The sequence below is a fragment of the Turicibacter sp. HGF1 genome (assembly GCF_000191865.1).
Taxonomy (GTDB): domain Bacteria; phylum Bacillota_I; class Bacilli_A; order MOL361; family Turicibacteraceae; genus Turicibacter; species Turicibacter sanguinis.
In genome coordinates this window covers 17,938-37,440 of record NZ_AEXQ01000113.1, presented here as the reverse complement: position 1 = coordinate 37,440, position 19,503 = coordinate 17,938, and the positions used below count along the sequence as shown (strand labels likewise).

Here is a 19,503-nt window from a genome sequence, read left to right as displayed (position 1 = left end):
ATTATAGAACCAAATTTAACAAATATTTTAAAAGAAGTTCAAAAAATTAATCTAATAAATTCAATATTTCAAAAATTGCATCAAAGAACTGACAGATTTTACACTTCTTTTCCGATACAATTTAGTTATAGGAAATGGTATGAGAAAGGAGGAGCAATTATGTATATTGATCTTTTCATTATTCAAAACTTAATTTATGATTATTTAATTTTAACGGGCGTTGCGATTCTTACCGATGAAGAGTTTCAATATTCGAGACTATTAGTAGGATTGAGTGTTGGATTACTACTAAGCACCTTCTTGTTTACAATAGACATTACCTTTTTGATTGGCTTGGTTCCATTTGTTATGATTTGGATCGTCTTTAAAAAACAGCCAGTTAAGAAATATGGTACAAAAGTTTTATACTTTTATTGTTTGAGTATGATTTTAAGTGGAAGTATTTATTCGATTGCTCATTTTATTAAATTTGAAATGACGATTATTCCATATATTATTTCACTTTTTATCATTTCAGTTTTTATTACGATATGCTATATTCTCAAAGTAAGGTGGATAGGGGAACAACAAACGATTCAACAATTTACTTATTCTGTTAAAATATTTTGTGGAGAAAAAGAGATTAAAGGGACTGGATTTGTAGATACCGGAAATCATTTATTAGATGAAAAAACGCGGCAAGCAATTATGATAATGCCAAAAATAAAATTAAGTGGAAATTCGATTCTTGAATTTTTAAATGAACGGAATATTTCTTATTGGTATACACATTATTCTGTTATCAATGAAGAGGATCAATTATTATTAGTTTTTCGGCCAACGTTATTACTCATTGATAATCAAGTGGTTCATAATGTGTTAATTGGGGTTATTGATAATACTTTTATTGATTACGATTTTTTATTACAACCTAAAATGGTTCAAAATATATAAGTTTGTTAGGAGTTAAAAAAGGGGGAAGTAAGATGCATCATTTAATTAATTGGGTCATAGCGCTTATTGAAAGGTTGTTTAAACGTAAAAATAAATATGTCAACTATATTCGTGGAAATGAAACACTTCCTGAACCATTATCAAAAGACGAAGAATTTAATGTCTTAACAAGATTTCAAGGTGGAGATGAACGAGCTAGACAGACGCTCATCGAACATAATTTGCGTTTGGTTGTCTATATTGCGAAGAAATTTGAAAGTTCGGGTGTTAATCTTGAAGATTTAATTAGTATTGGGACGTTAGGGCTAATAAAAGGGGTTCAAACGTTTAAAATGGACAAAAATATTAAACTAGCGACTTATGCCTCACGATGTATAGAAAATGAGATTTTAATGCATCTTAGAAAAACGAATCGAATTCGAAATGAAGTATCGTTAGATGAACCGCTCAATGTGGATTGGGATGGAAATGAATTACTGCTGTCAGATATATTGGGGACAGAGGAGAATGAGGTTTATAAAGATATTGAAGAAGATGTTGAAAGACAGCTTGTGTTTGATGCTATTAATCGCTTAAAACGTCGTGAACGAGAAATTATGTATATGCGTTTTGGTTTGTGTGGGGAAGACCCTTTGACACAAAAAGAAGTTGCACAAAAGCTAGATATTTCACAGTCTTATATTTCAAGATTAGAGAAAAAGATAATTGATAAAATTAGAAAAGAAGTTTTAAAAACAAAGTGACTTGTCGAAAAAACACACACAATAATTAGCTAATTTATGAATGATTTGGTCTGATGTTGCTCATACTTTTCAGTAGATACAACTGTAATTGTAATGCAACTAGGAGGGGCCATCATGTCAAAACATAAAGTAGATATCGTAGGAGTTGACACAGCTAAGTTAGAAGTATTAAGTAATGCGGAAATGACCGAATTGTTTAAAAGCTTTCAAAATGGAAATGTAGAGGCCAGAGAAAGTTTAATCAAAGGAAATTTGCGGCTGGTGTTAAGTATTATTAAAAAATTTAATCATCGTGGTGAAAATCTTGATGATTTATTTCAAGTCGGATGTCTAGGTTTAATGAAGGCGATTGATCACTTTGATTTATCACATGAAGTCAAGTTTTCAACGTATGCCGTCCCTATGATTATCGGTGAAATCAGACGTTATTTACGCGATAATAATTCATTACGTGTATCTCGCTCTTTAAGAGATACGGCGTATAAAGTATTACAAGTTAAGGATCAACTTTCAATAGAACTCCAACGAGATCCAACGAACGAAGAAATAGCAGCAGCTATAGGAGTCGAACCTATTGACGTTGTGTTATCAGTGGAGGCTATATCCGATCCCGTTTCAATCTTTTCTCCAATCTATAATGATGGAGGCGATACGATTCATTTAATAGATCAAATAAAAGATGATAGTATTACTGACGATAAATGGAGTGTTAAATTAATGTTGGAAGAAGGATTTAAACGCCTTGGAAAACGTGAAAAACGAATTATACATGACCGTTACTTTATGGGAAAAACCCAAATGGAGATAGCTGCCGAGATTGGTATTTCTCAAGCACAAGTTTCAAGATTAGAGAAAAATGCATTACAAGTCATGGAAGAAATGATGAAAAGTTAAAATAGATGGGAGTCCCCATCTATTTTTTTATGGTGATCACATATTTAGTCTCCTTTCTTCATAATATGAATTGATAGAAAGAAAAGGTGGGATCAAGGTGAAAGATAGTATCATGACATTAAGCGATATAGAAGAGAAAGATGTCATCAATGTGGTAACGGGCGAGAGAATCGGATTTGTATCTAGTTTGAAAATTGATACAAATTCAGGACAGATTATTGCGATTACGGTTCAACCATCGATGCGATTTATGAGTTTTTTTTCAAAGGATGATGAAGCAGTGGTTGTTCCTTGGAATCAAATTTTAAAAATTGGGGAAGATGTAATTATTGTTAATGTGACTCAAAGCATTACACAATACTAGGAATTGGAGAGGACTTCTTTAAAAAAAATTTCCATTCATAATGAATTATGGTATAATTTATAATATCATGCAGTAATATTGGAAGTTGACAGGTGAATAAGATGAATATTGAAAAAAACGTTGAACAAGTCCAACAAGATATTCAGGCATGTCAGCGCGATCGCGAAAAAGTTCGTATTGTTGCTGCCACAAAATATGTAAATGTTGAACAGATGAAAAGGCTCTATGATTGCGGAATTACTATCATGGGAGAAAATAGAGTGGATGCCCTTCTTGAAAAAAAAGCGCAATTACATTTGCCAATTGAATGGCATTTCATCGGAACGCTTCAATCACGGAAAGTAAAGGAAGTCATTAATGAGATCGATGTTTTACATTCTCTTGATCGTCTTTCTTTAGCAAAGGAGATTGAAAAGTATCGCGATAAGCCATTAAAGTGTTTAATTCAAGTGAATATTAGTGGTGAAAAGACTAAGCATGGGTTAGCCAAAGATGAAGTGGTCACATTTATAGAACAATTAAATTCGTTTTCTAAAATTGAGGTTATTGGATTAATGACAATGGCACCAAATACAGAGAATGAACTGACTCTCAGAAGATGCTTTAGTGAATTAAAACAATTACAACTTGATTTAGAAAAAAACTATAAATCGTGTCAAGAACTTTCAATGGGGATGAGTAATGATTATTTAATTGCGGTAGAAGAAGGGGCGACTTATGTCCGTCTAGGTTCAATTTTATTTCAAGACTAGTAAGAGATGAAGCCTTTATAAATTAATGATTCTAGGAGGAGTAGAAGTATGAGTTTTAAAGACAAGTTCAAATCAATTATTGGAATCGATGAAGACGAATATGAAATGGAATTTGAAGAGGAAGAGGAAATTGAAGAGCCAGAAGTTTTAAAACCAATTCCTGCAGCAAAGCCAGTATTAACGGCTATTCCAAACCAATCTAATCATTCAAATAACAAAGGGAAAAGTACTGTGATGACAATGAATAAAGAGTTAAATAAAGCAAATTTAGATAGCAATTTAAATAAAGTGATTATTCGTGAACCAAATGAATATTCTGATGCACAAGATATTGCAGATTGCTTAAAAGATAATTATCCAGTATTTATCAATTTACAGCGATTAGAAAAAGCACAAGCAAAACGCGTTGTTGATTTCTTAAGTGGAACCATCTATGCCATTGATGGGGATATTAAACGCGTGGGAACAAACTTATTCTTATGTACACCTCGAAATGTAGAAACGGAAGGACAAGTCACTGTTCAAGAACTACAACAAGATATTGAGGAGTAATAAATTATGGGAAACATCGTCTATTATTTAAGTCTTGTTTTGCGATTTTATGAGACCATGATGCTAATTTATATTATTATGAGTTGGGTTCCAGAAAGTCGCCAAACGCAGTTAGGACGCGTTTTAGCAAGTTTTGTTGAGCCATATTTATCTATTTTTAGAAAAATCATACCACCTATTGGAATGATTGATTTTTCTCCAATCGTGGCCTTTATTGTTTTAGATATCGCCATGCAAGGATTATTTAGACTGTTTTAGCCATGTTAGAGCATTTTAATAAGCATGAGCATCAATTCGTATTAAAGGTATCGGATTGGGTTAATCAAGTCTACTATAGTCACAAAATAAAAACAACCAAATTTCTAACCCTTCGTGAACAAGAAATTGTTCAGATGTTAGTCAACCAAAACAGTGAAGTCCGAGTCAGTTTTGAAGGTGGCTTTCAAAAGGCTGAGCGAAAGCGTGCAATCCTATATCCTGATTATTTAAAGTTAAATAATCTCAGTCAGTATGTGAAGGGTTATGAAATTGAGTATAATCAAAAATTAGTTACCTTAAAACATCCACAAATTCTAGGTTCTTTAACTGCTTTAAATATTGATCGCTCATTGATTGGAGATATTGTTATCCTATCAAATGGAAGAATTTATTTAGCAATATGTGAAGAATTTTCAGAATTTTTTCTCCAACATTTTCATAAGGTAGGAAAACATTCAATTTTAATCAAAGAATCTTCAATTTCCCAGTTTGAAAAAATCGATCAGGAAGATGAATTTGAAATCATTATTAGTTCGATGCGTTTAGATGTCATTGTGGCTAGTTTAATGAAAGTTTCGCGTTCACAAGTCCATGAGTATATCATGCAAGCCGGGGTTCAAGTTAATTGGGTGATTGAACAAAATCACTCACGTATTTGTCAAATTGGAGATGTCTTGTCAATTAAACGACATGGACGATTTAGATTAAAAGTTTTAAAAAGTCGAACTAAAAGTGAACGATTTGTAATTATTGTCGGGAAAACCGTGTGATAGGGGGAACAAAATGACACCAGCTGAAATGTTGAAAAGTCAAATGAAAAAATCGTGGGGACGATTTTCAGATGAGGAGTTATATCGTGTTTTCTGTTTATTAATTGAGCAAATTGAAGCCTTAGAAAAGCAGAATAAGTCGTTGAAAAAAGAGATTCATGCGATGCAAGAAAGTTCTGAACAACAAATGAAATCAGAGCTTGCGCAAATCGAGCTTTTAAAAACTCATGCTAAACGTGATGCGATGAAAATTATCCAAGAAACTGAGAAAATTTCGCAAGTAATTATTAATCAAGCTGTCCAGGATGTAGAAAAAATTACAGAAGAAACAGCCTTGTTTGAACGACAACAATTACAAATTAAAAATGAGTTAATCGACTTTTTAAACTCGAAAATTGAAGATATTAAAAATTGTTGGGGAAAATGTTAAAAATGTATTGATTTTTTAACTTAAATTCTTTAAAATTTAAGTCAAATATAGTGAATATGAGCGATGATTGGACCATGCTATTTTTTCCTCTTTTTTTTAGCGAGTCGGTGTTGGTGAAAGGCCGATAAAAATGATGAAATAGAATCAGCCAGGAGCTTTCATGTGAATTAAAACATGACGTATACTATGCGATAAATAGTTTGAGGCAATAAGAGGAAATCCTTTTGTTGTAAATTAAGGTGGTACCACGAACTTTTCGTCCTTATGTGACGGAAAGTTTTTTTTATTGTCTTAAACTATTTGATGGATAAATCAAAAAGGAGTTGTCGACATGGAATTAAAAGAGACATTATTAATGCCTAAAACAGATTTCCCAATGCGTGGAAATCTTCCAAATCGTGAACCACAAATTGAACAGTCGTGGTATGATGAAAAATTATATGAGAAAGTGTTGGAAAAAAATCAAGATAAAACACCTTTCGTTTTACATGATGGACCACCTTATGCCAATGGAAATATTCATATGGGGCATGCATTAAATAAAATTTTGAAAGATTTTGTTGTGCGTTTTAAAAATATGGATGGATATTACGCACCATATATTCCAGGATGGGATACACATGGTCTTCCAATTGAGCAAGCATTAACGAATAATAAAAAAGTGAATCGTAAAGAAAAAACGGTGGCTGAATTCCGCGAATTATGTAAAGAGTACGCTCTTGAACAAGTAGAAGGTCAGAAGACACAGTTTAAACGTTTAGGGGTACTTGGTGACTGGGATAACCCATATATTACATTACAAAAAGAGTATGAAGCACAACAAATTTTAGTTTTCGGAAAAATGGTGAAGGAAGGGTTAATTTATAAAGGATTAAAGCCAATCTACTGGTCACCATCTTCAGAAACAGCTTTAGCTGAAGCGGAAATTGAATATCATGATAAAAAATCGCCATCTATCTATGTGGCATTTAAAGTACAAGATGGAAAAGGTATTTTAGCTGGAGATGAAGAATTTGTTATTTGGACAACAACTCCTTGGACCATTCCAGCGAACTTAGGAATCTGTGTGAATGCTGATCTTGAGTATGTGACAGTGGCTGTTAATGATCGCAAGTTCATTGTCGCTAAAGAATTAGTTGAGTCATTATCAAAAGAAGTAAACTGGGAAACTTATGAGATTTTAGCAACTTATAAAGGGTCAGACTTTGAATATATGACAGCTAAACATCCATTATTTGATCGTGAATCATTATTAATTTTAGGAGATCACGTTACATTAGATGCCGGAACAGGGCTTGTTCATACTGCACCAGGTCATGGTGAAGATGACTTTAATGCAGGGCGTAAATATAATTTAGAGGTCTTATGTCCAGTTGATTATCGTGGATACATGACAAAAGATGCGTTTGAGTTTGAAGGAATGTACTATGAAGATGCTAATAAAGCAGTTGGACAAAAGCTTGAAGAAAAGGGTGCACTTCTTGGATTAAAATTCATCACTCACTCATATCCACATGACTGGCGTACGAAAAAACCAATTATTTTCCGTGCAACAGAGCAATGGTTTGCTTCAATTGAAGCGTTAAAAGGTCAAATGATGGAGCAAATTAAAGAGGTGAACTGGTTACCGGCATGGGGAGAAGTGCGTCTAGGAAATATGATTAAAGATCGTGCTGATTGGTGTATTTCTCGTCAACGTGTTTGGGGTGTTCCGATTCCAGTGTTCTATGCTGAAGATGGTGAAGCCATTTTAGATGAATCAGTTATTAATCATGTCGCTAATTTATTCCGTGAAAAAGGATCAAACATCTGGTTTGAATTAGAAGCTGAAGAATTATTACCAGCAGGATTTACTCATCCAGGTAGCCCAAATGGAAAGTTCCGCAAAGAGACAGATATCATGGATGTTTGGTTTGATTCTGGTTCTTCTCACCATAGTGTGTTAGTTGAACGTGGATTACCATATCCAGCTGATTTATATTTAGAAGGGTCTGACCAATATCGTGGATGGTTTAACTCTTCATTATCAACAGGGGTTGCGATGACAGGACGTGCGCCATATAAAACAGTCGTAAGTCATGGATTTGTTTTAGATGGACAAGGACGTAAAATGTCTAAATCAATTGGAAATGTTATTGACCCATTAAAATTAATTAAAATTTACGGTGCAGATATCGTTCGTTTATGGGTAGCATCAGTTGATTACCAAGCAGACGTTCGTATTTCTGAAGATTTAATCAAACAAGTTGCTGAAAGTTATCGTAAAATGCGTAATACATTCCGTTTCTTACTTGGAAACTTATTTGATTTTAATCCTGAAACTGATTTAGTGGCTTATGAAGACTTAAATGAAGTGGATCAATTTATGATGATTCGTTTAAATGAGTTAACAAAAGAATTAAAATCAGCTTATGAAGAATATCGTTTTGATGACGTATTCAAAACAGTTAATAATTATATCTCAAATGATTTAAGTGCCTTCTATTTAGATTTTACGAAAGATATTTTATATATTGAAAAAGCAGATAGCCAAGCACGTCGTTCAATTCAAACCATCTTATATCACCATGTGTATGACATGTGTCGCTTACTTGCACCAGTCATCCCACATACAGCGGATGAAGTGTATTCATATATTCCAGGACACACTGAAATTTCTGTTTACTTAACAGATATGCCAGTGGTTAAAGAATATGCGAATGCAGCTGAAGTGACGACAAAATGGAGTCAATTCTTATCATTACGTCATGATGTTTTAAAAGCATTAGAAGAAGCACGTAATCAAAAAGTGATTGGTAAATCATTAACTGCTTCATTACACTTATATCCAAATGGTGAGACTAAAGCATTATTAAACTCATTACAGGCAGATTTAAAACAAATCTTCATCGTATCTGAGTGTGTGCTTGAAGAGGGAGAGGCTCCTGAGGATGCTTTACAATTTGATGGATTAGCCGTTGTGGTTAAAGCAGCTGAAGGACATACTTGTGATCGTTGTTGGTTAGTGGTACCAGCTGCTAATGAGCAAGGAATTTGTCCTCGTTGTGCTGAAGTTATTGAAGCCTAATTAAATATGACCAAAAACCAATGAATCGATGTTTCGTTCATTGGTTTTTTTTGTTAGGTAGGTAAGATATTTCTATATAATCATGAGGATAAACCATACGATTTAACTGTCAGATATGGTATAAAAGGAGTGAGGAACGTTTGCTTGGAGGGGAAAAGATGAAGGCAATTATAAATGGTAAAATTATTTTAAATGATTCTATTATGGAACAAAAAATTATTTTATTTGAGGACAAAATCCTAGATATTACAGATGATTTACCGGATCAGGTGGACATTATAGATGCTAAAGGAGCTTATGTTGGAGCGGGATTGATTGATATTCATATCCATGGGGCAGGTGGGGCTGATGTCATGGATGCAAATGATGATACAATTGAGACGATTAGTCAACTGCTTGTTAAGTTTGGAGTGACGAGTTTTTTACCAACCACGATGACGATGAGTCAAGAAAAGATTGAATGTGCATTAAATCAAATTCGAATAGGCATGAATGGCCATTATAAAGGCGCTAAGGTTTTAGGGTGTCATTTAGAAGGACCATTTATTAGTGAGACGTATAAAGGTGCCCAAAACAAAGCGTTTATTCAAAAGCCTAATATGACATGGATTGAACCTTTTCAAGATGTGATTAAATTAATTACCCTTGCGCCTGAAGTTGATGAAGGTTATGAATTTATTAAAGCCATGAAATTAAAGACAGATATTAAATTGTCGATGGGACATACTTCAACGACGTTTGCAAAAGCCAAAGAAGCGATTCAACTTGGTATTTCACACGCCACACATACGTTTAACGGGATGTCTGGATTTAATCATCGCGAACCTGGAGCAGTAGGGGCTATTTTAATGTCTGATGTGAGTGCGGAGTTAATCGCAGATAAAATTCACGTTAATCCTCAAATTTTTGAATGGTTTTATCGGGTTAAAAGTGGAAATATAGTGTTAATTACGGACAGTATGCGAGCGGGCTGTATGCCAGATGGCGTTTATGATTTGGGAGGACAAGAAGTTATCGTTGAGAATGGAAGTGCAAGGCTTCGAACAGGATCTTTAGCAGGTAGTGTGTTAACTTTAAATAAAGCAGTGCGTAATTTTTATGAAGAAACCACGCTTTCTTTACCTGCTGTTTACCAATTAGCGTCTTTAAATGCCGCTCGTTCAATTGGAGTAGAGGATTGTAAAGGATCGATTGAGATTGGGAAAGATGCAGATTTAGTGATTTGGGATGAAGCGTTAGAAGCATTGGTGACGATTGTTGAAGGAAAAATTGTCTATGAGCGATAACATGACGAAAAAGGAGGAACGAATGTTCTTCTTTTTTTTTCAACCTATGGCGCGTGACATACTACTATGTTATGTTTTGTATTGTGTATCACACTATAGTGGTTAGACGCATAAATTGGATGAAGAAGAGATAAACATTGAGGAGGGACTGAATGAATTCTCAATATAAAAAAGGGATTTTAGAACTTTGTGTACTTAGTTTAATTGAGCAAGAAGATTTATATGGATATGAGATTGTCCAACGAATTTCACCGCGCATTGAGGTGACAGAGAGTACGATTTATCCCTTATTAAGACGGTTAACAAAGGAAGGCTATTGCAGGACGTATATGAGAGATTCAAGTGAAGGACCCGCACGAAAATATTATGTGATAACGACAGTGGGAAAAAAACATCTCAGTAAAATGGTGGGGGATTGGAAAGTGTTTAGTTTAGAAGTTAATTATTTTTTAGAAGGAGTGAATGTGGATGAGTCACAAAATGAATTGGATTGAGGCATTAGAAAAAGAATTACGACTTTTGTCTGAAGAGGATCGAAGTGATATTATCCTAAATTATCAAGAGCAAATTAAGGCGATGCTCAATGAAGGGAAAAGTGAAGATGAAATTTTACAGCGACTAGGTTCACCAAAAGAAGTAGCAAAGGAAGTGAAATTGGCGTTAGGGATTGAACATCAAGAGAATCTGTTTGAAAAAATCGAACAAGGAGCAAATGAGGCGCTTAATTTTTTTGCTGATGTGGTGAGCCGTCAAGATTGTGAGGGAAAAAGGATGGGAGAAAAATTAATTTATTTAGCTTTATGGGGTGTTTTTTTTGTTGTCGGATTTGGAGTGATGGGGGTTGCATTTGGTTTAACGATTGGTGGGATTGTATTGTTCTTTGTTTCCTTTTTATTTAGCCAAGTAACGTGGTCAATCTTTTTCTTATTATTTAGCTTATCGATTTTAATTTTTAATAGTGGACTAGCTCTATTTTACGGTTTGTATCGAATGGGCCGTTTTTTAATCAGACCATTTTAATTTGAGAGGGGATTTGTTATGAAAAAAAATAGAATGGGTTTATATTTAATTTATTCATCAGTGACAGCTTTAGTTATTTTTATAGCAAGCATGATTTCCATGACAGTCTATGATATCAAGAAAATACCTGATTTGATTGATGATATCGTAGAAAGAATAGAAGGCTATGAGGGAGATATTTTCACTTATGATCATCTAGAATCCGAGCAGTTTGTGTCAAATTTACAGTTTAGACAAAGTGGAAGTGAAGAAGACTATTATCATTTAAGTACGTTTGATTTTGATTTAGCACAACCAATTGAACTAGAAACTGATGTGATGAACGCAGATGTAGTGATTCAATCGGTAGAAGGTCAGACATTAAGTGTTGAAATTTACACCAAAAAACCAAATCGTTTCCGTATTGAACAATCCATTTCGACCGTGACAGTTGAAGAAAAGAAAAAAAATCAACTTTTTTGTTTCTTTGGATGTGAGGAAAGTAAATCAAAAATTGTCATTAAGGTCCCTCAAAATGTCATGGATTATGAATTAGAGACCCTTAATGGCGATATTAAAATTTCAGGGATTGGACAAATTTTAGAAGTTAAGACCGTGAATGGAACGGTTGAACTCTGTGATAGTCAGTTTGTTGAGGCCATTTTAGAAACAGTGAATGGAAAAATTAAAGTTTTAGATAGTATCATAAACAACGAGAGTACGCTATCAGTTGTAAACGGAAGTCTTTTAGTTTCTAATTTAGAAAGTTCGTATATCGAAGCGGAAACAATTAATGGTGATTTTTCGATAACAGATTTAAAGGGAGAGGTATTAAACCTCTCCACAGTGAATGGGGATTTCAATTTGAAAAATATATACATGAGCTACATTGATGTGGATAAACTAAATGGAGAGGTAAGTTTAAAAAATGAAGATTTAAGTTATCAAATTAAATCTTTACAGCTATCAGGATTAAAGAAAAATCATGAAATAGAGGCAAATGTCTTGAAAATCAGTTATAATTAAAATAGGGATAAAAACTTATCTCCCAGTGGGCGATAGGTTTTTTTACTATCACATCAAAACGAATTAGGTTAATGTAATAGGAGGCTTTTTTATGCGTGAAAATTATTTAAGTTGGGATGAGTATTTCATGGGGATTGCATTACTATCTTCCATGCGTAGTAAAGATCCTCAGACTCAAGTTGGAGCTTGCATTGTAAATGAAGAACATCGAATTGTCGGAATAGGCTATAATGGGTTTCCACATGGATGTAAAGATGAAGAATTTCCATGGGAGCGTGAAGGAGAGTTTATAAATACGAAATATCCATACGTTGTTCATGCGGAACAAAATGCTATTTTAAACAGTACGACTAGCCTTAAACATTGTCGTTTATATGTTTCACTGTTTCCATGTCATGAATGTGCCAAATATATCATTCAATCTGGAATTAATGAAATTGTTTACATGAGTGATAAGTATGCTCATACAGACAGCACCCTTGCCTCAAAACGAATGCTTGATGCAGCGGGAGTTAAATACCGTCAAATGGCTGAGATTTCATTGAATGTGAACACGGCTAAATAGGGAAATTTTATATACAAAAATTGAATTGTTTGTTATAATGTTAAAATGTCAAAATAAAACGAATACTAAAGGAGTAGTGGAATAAATGTGGTTAATTATCGCCATTGTCGCTTTAACTATTGTGCTCGATCAAGTGACAAAATATTTAGTTGCCTCACAAATGACGATTGGTCAATCCATTCCGATTATTGATAACTTTTTATACATTACATCACATCGTAATGCAGGTGCAGCTTGGGGAATTTTTCAAGGAAAAATGATGTTTTTTTACCTCATCACATTAGCAGTCATCGCCGTTGTTATTGTGTGGATGACTCGCTTAGATATTAAAAAAGATAAATGGTTAATGATTGCCTTAGCCCTTATTTTAGGGGGAGCGGTTGGAAACTTTATCGATCGTGTGTTGTATCAACACGTTGTTGACTTTATTGACACGTATATTTTGGGTTATGATTTCCCAATTTTTAATATTGCAGATAGTGCCTTATGTATTGGAGTTGTCTTAATGGCGATTGATGCCATTTTAGATATGAAGCGTCAATAATCATAACATCAAACACTACAACTTAGTAAAATAAAGACGATTAAATTAAAGACAACCAAGAAAGTAGTAAATCCTTAAATGGCTTTTTTGCTTGTTGAAAGGATGGCGTTTATGGAACAAGAAAATATGATAGTAACAGAAGAATTAGTAGGTGTTCGTTTAGATAAAGTTTTAAATGAATCATTTGAGGATTATTCACGTTCTTATTTACAACAACTCATTAAAGAGGGACGTGTTTTAATTAATGGACAAGTGGCGAAAGCTAACTATAAATGTCGATTAAATGATCAAATTGAAATCAATATCCCAGAACCTGAAGTTTTAGACGTGATTCCAGAAGAGATGGATTTAGATATTGTTTATCAAGATGATTACGTGATTGTTGTTAATAAACCTGAAAATATGGTCGTACATCCCGCACCAGGAAGTATGAGTGGGACGCTTGTCAATGGATTGATGGCCCAAGTGACGGATTTATCAGGTATTAATGGTGTTTTACGTCCAGGCATTGTGCATCGTATTGATAAAGATACATCTGGTTTATTAATGGTTGCTAAAAACGATGTGGCACATGAATCTCTTGTGAATCAATTAGTTGAAAAAACAGTCACTAGACGTTATGTTGCCCTTGTACATGGGGTGATTCCTCATGATAATGGAACGATTGATGCGCCGATTGGCCGTGATCCTAAAGACCGTAAGAAGATGGCGGTAGTAGAGTCAGGGAAGCATGCGGTTACGCATTTTAAAGTGTTACAACGTTTTAAAGAGTTTACGTTAATTGAGTGTCGTTTAGAAACAGGTCGCACTCATCAAATTCGTGTTCATATGAGATATATTGGGTATCCATTAGCAGGAGATCCTCAATATGGTCCACGTAAAACAATTGGTGCAGAACATGGACAATTTTTACATGCTAAAGTTTTAGGGTTTGTCCATCCTAAGACCGAAGAGTATATGGAATTCTCGGCACCGATTCCAACATATTTTGAAGAGGCATTAGCAAATCTTCAAAAATAAGCTTAAATATAAGGTGATAAGAAAATGGAAAAGCAAGGTGTGATGAAGGAGATTCGCTTAGATATTCAAAGTGAACTAACCATGAATATCGTGAATTATTTATTAGTAGAAGAAAATTACATTTATGTTGGAAATGAAAAAGAAATTTGGTTAGAGAATTTATCACATCCAACGGTGCAGCTCATATATATTAATCAACGAAGTTTGTTTAATGAAATGCAAGCCTCACAACTCATGAAACAAATTGATCGAGTTCGTTCGCGTGTCAGACGTCGTTATTTGTTATGGCGTCTGAACGTGGTGATTTTAAATATAGATACGGCAAGTTGTCAATATTTTAGTAATGTAAAAGACTATGTTAAAATTATTGATATTCAGCGAGCAGACGATTTTACTCAAAATGAGGACATTAAACAATTTTACTCAAGTATTGAACGAGCGTCTTTGGAGCGTTCAATGAGTGAGTTGATTATTGAAATGCAACAAACATCGAAAGCTAAAGCTTTAAATGTAAGAAAAATGCTTGAGTTTCAATCTAAATCATTTGTGATTATTGGATTTTTAGCGCTTCTAGTCATCCTATTTTTAATGATTCAAATTCAACCGGTTAAAAATATTGGAACCGCTATCGAATTTGGAGCGAAATATAATCCATTAATTATAGCGGGAGAATATTGGCGCTTATTAACACCAAGTCTTATTCATTTACAATTATTCCATTTATTATTTAATGCTATTTTTATTTATCAATTTGGTAAAATAATTGAGCACCTATTTGGGTGGTGGCGACTCACTATTATCATCATTGGGTCTGCCTTTTTAGGAAATTTATTTAGTTTTGCTTTTATTGAAAATGTTTCTTTAGGAGCTTCTACCGTTGCTTATGGGTTACTCGGTGCCATGCTGTTTTTAGGAATTGAAAATAGAAAAATGTTTATGCATTTAGTAAAGGGAATGATTTTTCCCATTATGCTATTTTCAATTGTTTGGGCAATCATAGATCCAACGATTGACTTTTATGGTCATTTAGGAGGGTTTTTAGGAGGGTTCTTAATTGCTTCAATTTTAGGACTTCCAAAAACTAAACAGTATTTATCACGAACAGCGTTAGCAACTGCCACCTATGTGTTATTAGTGATGGGACTTTTTACACGTGGAACACTTTTAACACAGCAAACGGATTATTCTGACTATAATATGGCGTTAATCTATTATTATTTACAAAATAATGAACCTGAAAAAGCAGCCCATTTTATTGATAAATTAGATATTAAGTTAGAAGAAATAGTCAAATAAAAAGTATGAAAGTTTCAATTAGAACCTATTAGCTTACACTTGAAACAGTGTGTGCTTATAGGTTCTTTTATTTTATAAGATTTAAGTGGCAATCCATTTTGTATTCTTTAGCATCTTTTAACCCCAACGTAGAAATTGAGAATTTCAATCCCAATAGAGAAGGAAAGTTGTCGAATAAAAAAGATGAACTCTGTAGGATGCAGAATTCATCTTTTAACTGTCATTTAATTCGCCTTTTTATAAAAGATCAGATTATTTTCATCTCAACTCTTTTATTTGAGGTTCTATTTTAAAATTTTATTTGTATTCGCAAAGTGCCATTTTGTTAAAGACTGAAGTGTTTCTTTTCCATGAAGTTTAACAAATTTTCGTCCTGCGATGTCGACCGGAGCACCTGCACCTTTTGGTAGTTCAAATTGATATTTTTTACTCATAATTTGCATGTATTTAACAAATGAGGCGCGAGCTAAAATTGAGGCAGCTGCTACCGCTACGTGAACCGATTCGCCTTTTTGAATAAAGTGAAGGTTTTCGCTGACGATGGTTGGTTGTTTAGGTAATTTCTTTAAATAGTCATAGTACTTTGCTTCATTAACGAACTCATCCATTATGATGAAATCAGGAAGGGAAGGGAGTGACGTGGTTAATTTCAATAAAGCTTGATTATGGAGATAGGCTTTAATTGAGTTTGCATTCATTCCTTTTTCAACCATGAGGTTATATTTTTCATTAGGTAGAACGAGGCATTGATGGGGAATCATCGTTTCAATTTGATGAGCCAGTTGACAAATCTCAAGATCTTTTAATGCTTTTGAATCTTTAATTCCCATTTCTTGAAGAAAAGCTATTTGATCTTTTTCAACAGACGCACAACAAACCACAATCGGTCCGAAGTAATCTCCTGTTCCAACCTCATCACATCCAATTGCTGAAAGCATAGCAATGTTGCTTGGGAGGGTTGACTTTTTATTTAAAGTTGATTTTTTAGGAGTCGTTGAAGTAGGTGAAGCCTTTTGCCACTTGTTTGCTTCAATCTCAGGATTCACCCCTTGAAATACCACTTTTTTGCTTAGATAAGCCGTAATGGTACAAGAAGTGGTCTTTGCTTGAAAAAGAGTATGATTTGGAATTTTAATAATTTGTTTTTCGTAATATTGGTACATTTTTTCTAGTATTTGTTGCGATACTGTTAAGGTAATTGTTGAAGCCATAGGGTCACCGTCCATTTAAATGTATACTATGATTTTAACAGAATTTGTGTTAAAATAACATCGTTAAAAATTTTTGCAAATTTTTTTTGCTAAAGTGGAGTGAGATTAGTGAAACAAGCTATTCAGATATTAGAATTTAATAAGATTAAACAAACGATTGAGTCGTTGTGTGCTTGTTCGCTTGGACAAAAACGCGTGGCTTTATTAAAGCCAACGACGATTGAAAAAGATGTGGAGTATGGATTAAATCAATCAGATGAAGCCTTAAGAATTATTTACGCGTTAGGAGAGGCTCCACTAGGTGGGGTATCTGATATTTCAGAGGCGATTGCGCGTGCGAAGATTTCAGCGATTCTATCTTCACAAGAGTTATTAGCGGTGAGCCGCTTACTTTATGCGGTGTCACAGATGAAATCTTTTGCAGAACGTTTAAATGAGATTAAAGTCGATGCCCCGATTTTTGCACATCATACGAATACGTTAGTCGCTTTATCGAGTTTACAAAATGCTATTAATGCGTGTATCGATGAGACAGGATATGTGATGGACAGTGCATCAGGTGAATTACGTAGTATTCGTCGTGCTATTCAAAGCACCGAATCTCGTATTAAAGAACGTCTAAATCAAGTCGTATCAGAGCGTCGTAGCAAATTGACAGATGGAATCGTAACGATTCGTAATGAACGTTATGTTGTTCCAGTTCGTGCAGATTATAAAAATACGTTTGGTGGAACGATTCATGATCAATCCTCATCAGGAAATACGTATTTTATGGAACCAAAAGAAGTGGTGGATTTAAATAATAAGTTGCAAGAGTGGCATGTAGAAGAACGCCGTGAGATTGAACGTATTTTACGTGAATTAACCGAAGAAGTGAAGAAGTTTGTTGACTTACTGTCATTAAATGTTGAGCTTCTTGGAGAAATTGACTTCATGTTTGCAAAAGGAAAGTATGCCCGTTTAATTAATGGAACGCGTCCTAAAATAAATACTAAAGGGATTATCCGTTTAGTGGCTGCTAGACATCCCTTAATTGATCAAAAGTCTGTTGTGGCTAATGACATCGAACTTGGAGATGAGTATACGACGATTGTAATCACAGGTCCAAACACAGGGGGGAAAACTGTTACGTTAAAAACGGTGGGATTACTAACGTTGATGGCACAAGCAGGTCTTTTAATTCCGGCACACGAGTCATCACAATTGGCTATTTTCGATCATGTTTTTGCTGATATTGGAGACGAACAAAGTATTGAACAAAGTTTATCAACGTTCTCATCTCATATGACAAATATCGTTAAAATTATGGAACGTTTAACAGTGAATAGCTTGATTTTATTTGATGAGCTAGGGGCAGGAACCGATCCGAAAGAAGGCGCATCACTTGCTATTTCGATTTTAAATTATGTTAAGGTTCGAGGAGCGCGTACGATTGCGACGTCGCATTACCCTGAGCTTAAGGCCTATGCTTATGAGCAAGATGATGTGATTAATGCATCGGTTGAATTTAATGTTGAGACGCTTTCCCCAACGTATCGTTTACTTGTTGGAGTACCTGGACGTTCAAATGCCTTTGAGATTTCAAAACGTTTAGGATTAAAAGAGGCCATTTTAAATCAAGCTCGTTCATATGTTGAAAGTGAACGAACAGAAATGACGGATTTAATTACAAAACTTGAGGATCGTGGATTACAATTAGATCAGGAGATTCAACATCTTCAGCAACAAAATACATTAGTTGAAGAAATGAAAAAAGAATATGAGCAAAAACTGGCAAAATTTGAGGCAGAACGTGAAAAAGTCTTAGAGGATATCAAAAAAGAAGCATTTGAAAGTGTTCGCCAAGCAAAAGAAGAAGCAGAACAAATTGTGATGGATTTACGTCAAGCGAAAAAAATGGCTGATTTATCAATGAAAGATCATGAGTTAACAGAAAAATTGACGTCATTAAAGAAAGCAGAGGCGAAACAAGCAGAGCAATTTAAGAAAAAGGCTCAAAATAAACAGCCGTTAAAACCAGGTGATGAAGTGATGGTTTTATCTTTAAATCGTCAAGGTGAACTGATTGAGCAAACCAAAAATGGAGAATGGATGGTTCAACTGGGTATGATGAAAGTGAACATTAAACCTGAAGATCTTCAATATTTACGTAAATCGGTTCAGAAAAAGGAAACAAAAAAAGGGCAAATGGTTCATAAACGTAATAGCCATGTCGGAATTCAATTGGATTTACGAGGAGAACGCTATGAAGATGCTATGTTAATGCTTGATAAATACTTTGATGATGTCTTATTGGCTGGATATCAAACGATTACGATTATTCATGGTCATGGAACGGGAGCTCTTCGCCAAGGGGTTCATAAATATTTAAAACAAAATAAACACGTTGCAAGCTTTAGATTTGGGGGAGCCGGTGAAGGTGGAACTGGAGCAACGGTTGTTGAATTAAAATAAGGGAGTCCTGTCTATCTCGAGTCAATCGGGATAGATTTTTTTGTGAAAATATATTTTTCAAAATAAAGTTTACATTATATGGAAATCATGTTATTTTATAAGAGGACAAAAAAAATCGTATAGAGGTAGCGTTGCATCAGAGTACAACAGGGAGCTGGCAAGTGAGGAAATGTTGGAAAGGTAATCATCGCCGAAAGTTTCGTATTGGCAAATACGTCACTTGGGGTTGCAGGAAATACCTGTAACACTCCTTCAGTTTTGAAGAGGAGCTATTAAACAGAGGACTTTTTTTCAGTCGTGTTAATAGCACGACTTTTTTTGTTACAATCAATTTTAATC

The 19,503-nt window shown here is 34.3% G+C and carries 20 protein-coding genes and 1 riboswitch; of the genes, 19 read left to right on the top strand and 1 reads right to left on the bottom strand.

Annotated elements, in window-relative coordinates; translation table 11 throughout:
• The first annotated feature begins 159 nt into the window (after window positions 1–159).
• The 18 genes from HMPREF9402_RS11215 to HMPREF9402_RS11130 all read left to right on the top strand — a co-directional run bounded on the left by HMPREF9402_RS11215 (window position 160) and on the right by HMPREF9402_RS11130 (window position 15,499).
• The gene (locus HMPREF9402_RS11215) at window positions 160–933 is read left to right on the top strand and encodes a sigma-E processing peptidase SpoIIGA (protein WP_006785227.1); all 774 of its coding nucleotides are present in this window, start codon (window positions 160–162) and stop codon (window positions 931–933) included.
• A 32-nt stretch (window positions 934–965) separates the two neighbouring features.
• Window positions 966–1,676, top strand: a complete 711-nt coding sequence (gene sigE / locus HMPREF9402_RS11210) for an RNA polymerase sporulation sigma factor SigE (protein WP_006785228.1) — start codon at window positions 966–968, stop codon at window positions 1,674–1,676.
• Window positions 1,677–1,790: 114 nt separating this feature from the next.
• Entirely contained in the window at window positions 1,791–2,570 is a 780-nt protein-coding gene (gene sigG / locus HMPREF9402_RS11205) for an RNA polymerase sporulation sigma factor SigG (protein WP_006785229.1), read from the top strand.
• Between the two features lie 97 nt (window positions 2,571–2,667).
• Window positions 2,668–2,934 carry a YlmC/YmxH family sporulation protein gene (locus HMPREF9402_RS11200; RefSeq protein WP_009607401.1) on the top strand — a complete coding sequence of 89 codons (267 nt, stop codon included), beginning with the start codon at window positions 2,668–2,670 and terminating at the stop codon, window positions 2,932–2,934.
• A gap of 101 nt (window positions 2,935–3,035) precedes the next feature.
• A complete protein-coding gene (locus HMPREF9402_RS11195) occupies window positions 3,036–3,686 on the top strand; it encodes a YggS family pyridoxal phosphate-dependent enzyme (RefSeq protein ID WP_009607399.1) in 651 nt (216 codons plus the stop codon).
• A gap of 48 nt (window positions 3,687–3,734) precedes the next feature.
• Window positions 3,735–4,238 carry a cell division protein SepF gene (locus HMPREF9402_RS11190; RefSeq protein WP_006785232.1) on the top strand — a complete coding sequence of 168 codons (504 nt, stop codon included), beginning with the start codon at window positions 3,735–3,737 and terminating at the stop codon, window positions 4,236–4,238.
• A gap of 6 nt (window positions 4,239–4,244) precedes the next feature.
• Window positions 4,245–4,496, top strand: coding sequence for a YggT family protein (locus HMPREF9402_RS11185; protein ID WP_006785233.1), 252 nt, complete (start codon window positions 4,245–4,247; stop codon window positions 4,494–4,496).
• 2 nt (window positions 4,497–4,498) lie between these two features.
• Window positions 4,499–5,266: a YlmH family RNA-binding protein gene (locus HMPREF9402_RS11180; protein ID WP_009607402.1), complete on the top strand. Its 768-nt coding sequence runs from the start codon at window positions 4,499–4,501 to the stop codon at window positions 5,264–5,266.
• Window positions 5,267–5,279: 13 nt separating this feature from the next.
• On the top strand, window positions 5,280–5,696 hold the full coding sequence (locus HMPREF9402_RS11175; protein WP_006785235.1) for a DivIVA domain-containing protein: 417 nt from the start codon (window positions 5,280–5,282) through the stop codon (window positions 5,694–5,696).
• Window positions 5,697–6,027: 331 nt separating this feature from the next.
• The gene (gene ileS, locus HMPREF9402_RS11170; RefSeq protein WP_009607400.1) at window positions 6,028–8,763 is read left to right on the top strand and encodes an isoleucine--tRNA ligase; all 2,736 of its coding nucleotides are present in this window, start codon (window positions 6,028–6,030) and stop codon (window positions 8,761–8,763) included.
• 158 nt (window positions 8,764–8,921) lie between these two features.
• Entirely contained in the window at window positions 8,922–10,049 is a 1,128-nt protein-coding gene (gene nagA, locus HMPREF9402_RS11165; protein ID WP_039931015.1) for an N-acetylglucosamine-6-phosphate deacetylase, read from the top strand.
• A gap of 152 nt (window positions 10,050–10,201) precedes the next feature.
• Complete coding sequence (locus HMPREF9402_RS11160; RefSeq protein WP_009607407.1) at window positions 10,202–10,543, top strand: PadR family transcriptional regulator; 342 nt, start codon at window positions 10,202–10,204, stop codon at window positions 10,541–10,543.
• Window positions 10,518–11,069, top strand: coding sequence for a DUF1700 domain-containing protein (locus tag HMPREF9402_RS11155; protein WP_009607404.1), 552 nt, complete (start codon window positions 10,518–10,520; stop codon window positions 11,067–11,069). The genes HMPREF9402_RS11160 and HMPREF9402_RS11155 overlap by 26 nt, the downstream gene beginning before the upstream one ends.
• 18 nt (window positions 11,070–11,087) lie before the next feature.
• The gene (locus HMPREF9402_RS11150) at window positions 11,088–12,074 is read left to right on the top strand and encodes a DUF4097 family beta strand repeat-containing protein (protein WP_009607403.1); all 987 of its coding nucleotides are present in this window, start codon (window positions 11,088–11,090) and stop codon (window positions 12,072–12,074) included.
• 91 nt (window positions 12,075–12,165) lie between these two features.
• Window positions 12,166–12,639: a deoxycytidylate deaminase gene (locus HMPREF9402_RS11145; protein ID WP_009607396.1), complete on the top strand. Its 474-nt coding sequence runs from the start codon at window positions 12,166–12,168 to the stop codon at window positions 12,637–12,639.
• Between the two features lie 85 nt (window positions 12,640–12,724).
• Entirely contained in the window at window positions 12,725–13,183 is a 459-nt protein-coding gene (lspA, locus tag HMPREF9402_RS11140) for a signal peptidase II (protein ID WP_006785242.1), read from the top strand.
• Between the two features lie 111 nt (window positions 13,184–13,294).
• A complete protein-coding gene (locus HMPREF9402_RS11135) occupies window positions 13,295–14,203 on the top strand; it encodes an RluA family pseudouridine synthase (protein ID WP_006785243.1) in 909 nt (302 codons plus the stop codon).
• Window positions 14,204–14,227: 24 nt separating this feature from the next.
• Entirely contained in the window at window positions 14,228–15,499 is a 1,272-nt protein-coding gene (locus tag HMPREF9402_RS11130) for a rhomboid family intramembrane serine protease (RefSeq protein ID WP_009607395.1), read from the top strand.
• Window positions 15,500–15,783: 284 nt separating this feature from the next.
• On the opposite strand, the gene rnhC is transcribed toward HMPREF9402_RS11130, so the two are convergent.
• A complete protein-coding gene (rnhC, locus tag HMPREF9402_RS11125; protein WP_009607397.1) occupies window positions 15,784–16,710 on the bottom strand; it encodes a ribonuclease HIII in 927 nt (308 codons plus the stop codon).
• 108 nt (window positions 16,711–16,818) lie between these two features.
• On the opposite strand from rnhC, the gene HMPREF9402_RS11120 reads away from it, so the two are divergent.
• Window positions 16,819–19,164 carry an endonuclease MutS2 gene (locus tag HMPREF9402_RS11120; RefSeq protein WP_006785246.1) on the top strand — a complete coding sequence of 782 codons (2,346 nt, stop codon included), beginning with the start codon at window positions 16,819–16,821 and terminating at the stop codon, window positions 19,162–19,164.
• Between the two features lie 112 nt (window positions 19,165–19,276).
• Window positions 19,277–19,444: riboswitch (Lysine riboswitch) on the top strand.
• Window positions 19,445–19,503 lie beyond the last annotated feature (59 nt).

Bases quoted from the DNA above. Each gene is read 5' to 3' on its own strand.
- HMPREF9402_RS11215 (WP_006785227.1), top strand. From the start codon at position 160: ATGTATATTGATCTTTTCATTATTCAAAACTTAATTTATGATTATTTA.
- sigE (WP_006785228.1), top strand. From the start codon at position 966: ATGCATCATTTAATTAATTGGGTCATAGCGCTTATTGAAAGGTTGTTT.
- sigG (WP_006785229.1), top strand. From the start codon at position 1,791: ATGTCAAAACATAAAGTAGATATCGTAGGAGTTGACACAGCTAAGTTA.
- HMPREF9402_RS11195 (WP_009607399.1), top strand. From the start codon at position 3,036: ATGAATATTGAAAAAAACGTTGAACAAGTCCAACAAGATATTCAGGCA.
- HMPREF9402_RS11190 (WP_006785232.1), top strand. From the start codon at position 3,735: ATGAGTTTTAAAGACAAGTTCAAATCAATTATTGGAATCGATGAAGAC.
- HMPREF9402_RS11185 (WP_006785233.1), top strand. From the start codon at position 4,245: ATGGGAAACATCGTCTATTATTTAAGTCTTGTTTTGCGATTTTATGAG.
- HMPREF9402_RS11180 (WP_009607402.1), top strand. From the start codon at position 4,499: ATGTTAGAGCATTTTAATAAGCATGAGCATCAATTCGTATTAAAGGTA.
- HMPREF9402_RS11175 (WP_006785235.1), top strand. From the start codon at position 5,280: ATGACACCAGCTGAAATGTTGAAAAGTCAAATGAAAAAATCGTGGGGA.
- ileS (WP_009607400.1), top strand. From the start codon at position 6,028: ATGGAATTAAAAGAGACATTATTAATGCCTAAAACAGATTTCCCAATG.
- nagA (WP_039931015.1), top strand. From the start codon at position 8,922: ATGAAGGCAATTATAAATGGTAAAATTATTTTAAATGATTCTATTATG.
- HMPREF9402_RS11160 (WP_009607407.1), top strand. From the start codon at position 10,202: ATGAATTCTCAATATAAAAAAGGGATTTTAGAACTTTGTGTACTTAGT.
- HMPREF9402_RS11155 (WP_009607404.1), top strand. From the start codon at position 10,518: ATGAGTCACAAAATGAATTGGATTGAGGCATTAGAAAAAGAATTACGA.
- HMPREF9402_RS11150 (WP_009607403.1), top strand. From the start codon at position 11,088: ATGAAAAAAAATAGAATGGGTTTATATTTAATTTATTCATCAGTGACA.
- HMPREF9402_RS11145 (WP_009607396.1), top strand. From the start codon at position 12,166: ATGCGTGAAAATTATTTAAGTTGGGATGAGTATTTCATGGGGATTGCA.
- lspA (WP_006785242.1), top strand. From the start codon at position 12,725: ATGTGGTTAATTATCGCCATTGTCGCTTTAACTATTGTGCTCGATCAA.
- HMPREF9402_RS11135 (WP_006785243.1), top strand. From the start codon at position 13,295: ATGGAACAAGAAAATATGATAGTAACAGAAGAATTAGTAGGTGTTCGT.
- HMPREF9402_RS11130 (WP_009607395.1), top strand. From the start codon at position 14,228: ATGGAAAAGCAAGGTGTGATGAAGGAGATTCGCTTAGATATTCAAAGT.
- rnhC (WP_009607397.1), bottom strand. From the start codon at position 16,710: ATGGCTTCAACAATTACCTTAACAGTATCGCAACAAATACTAGAAAAA.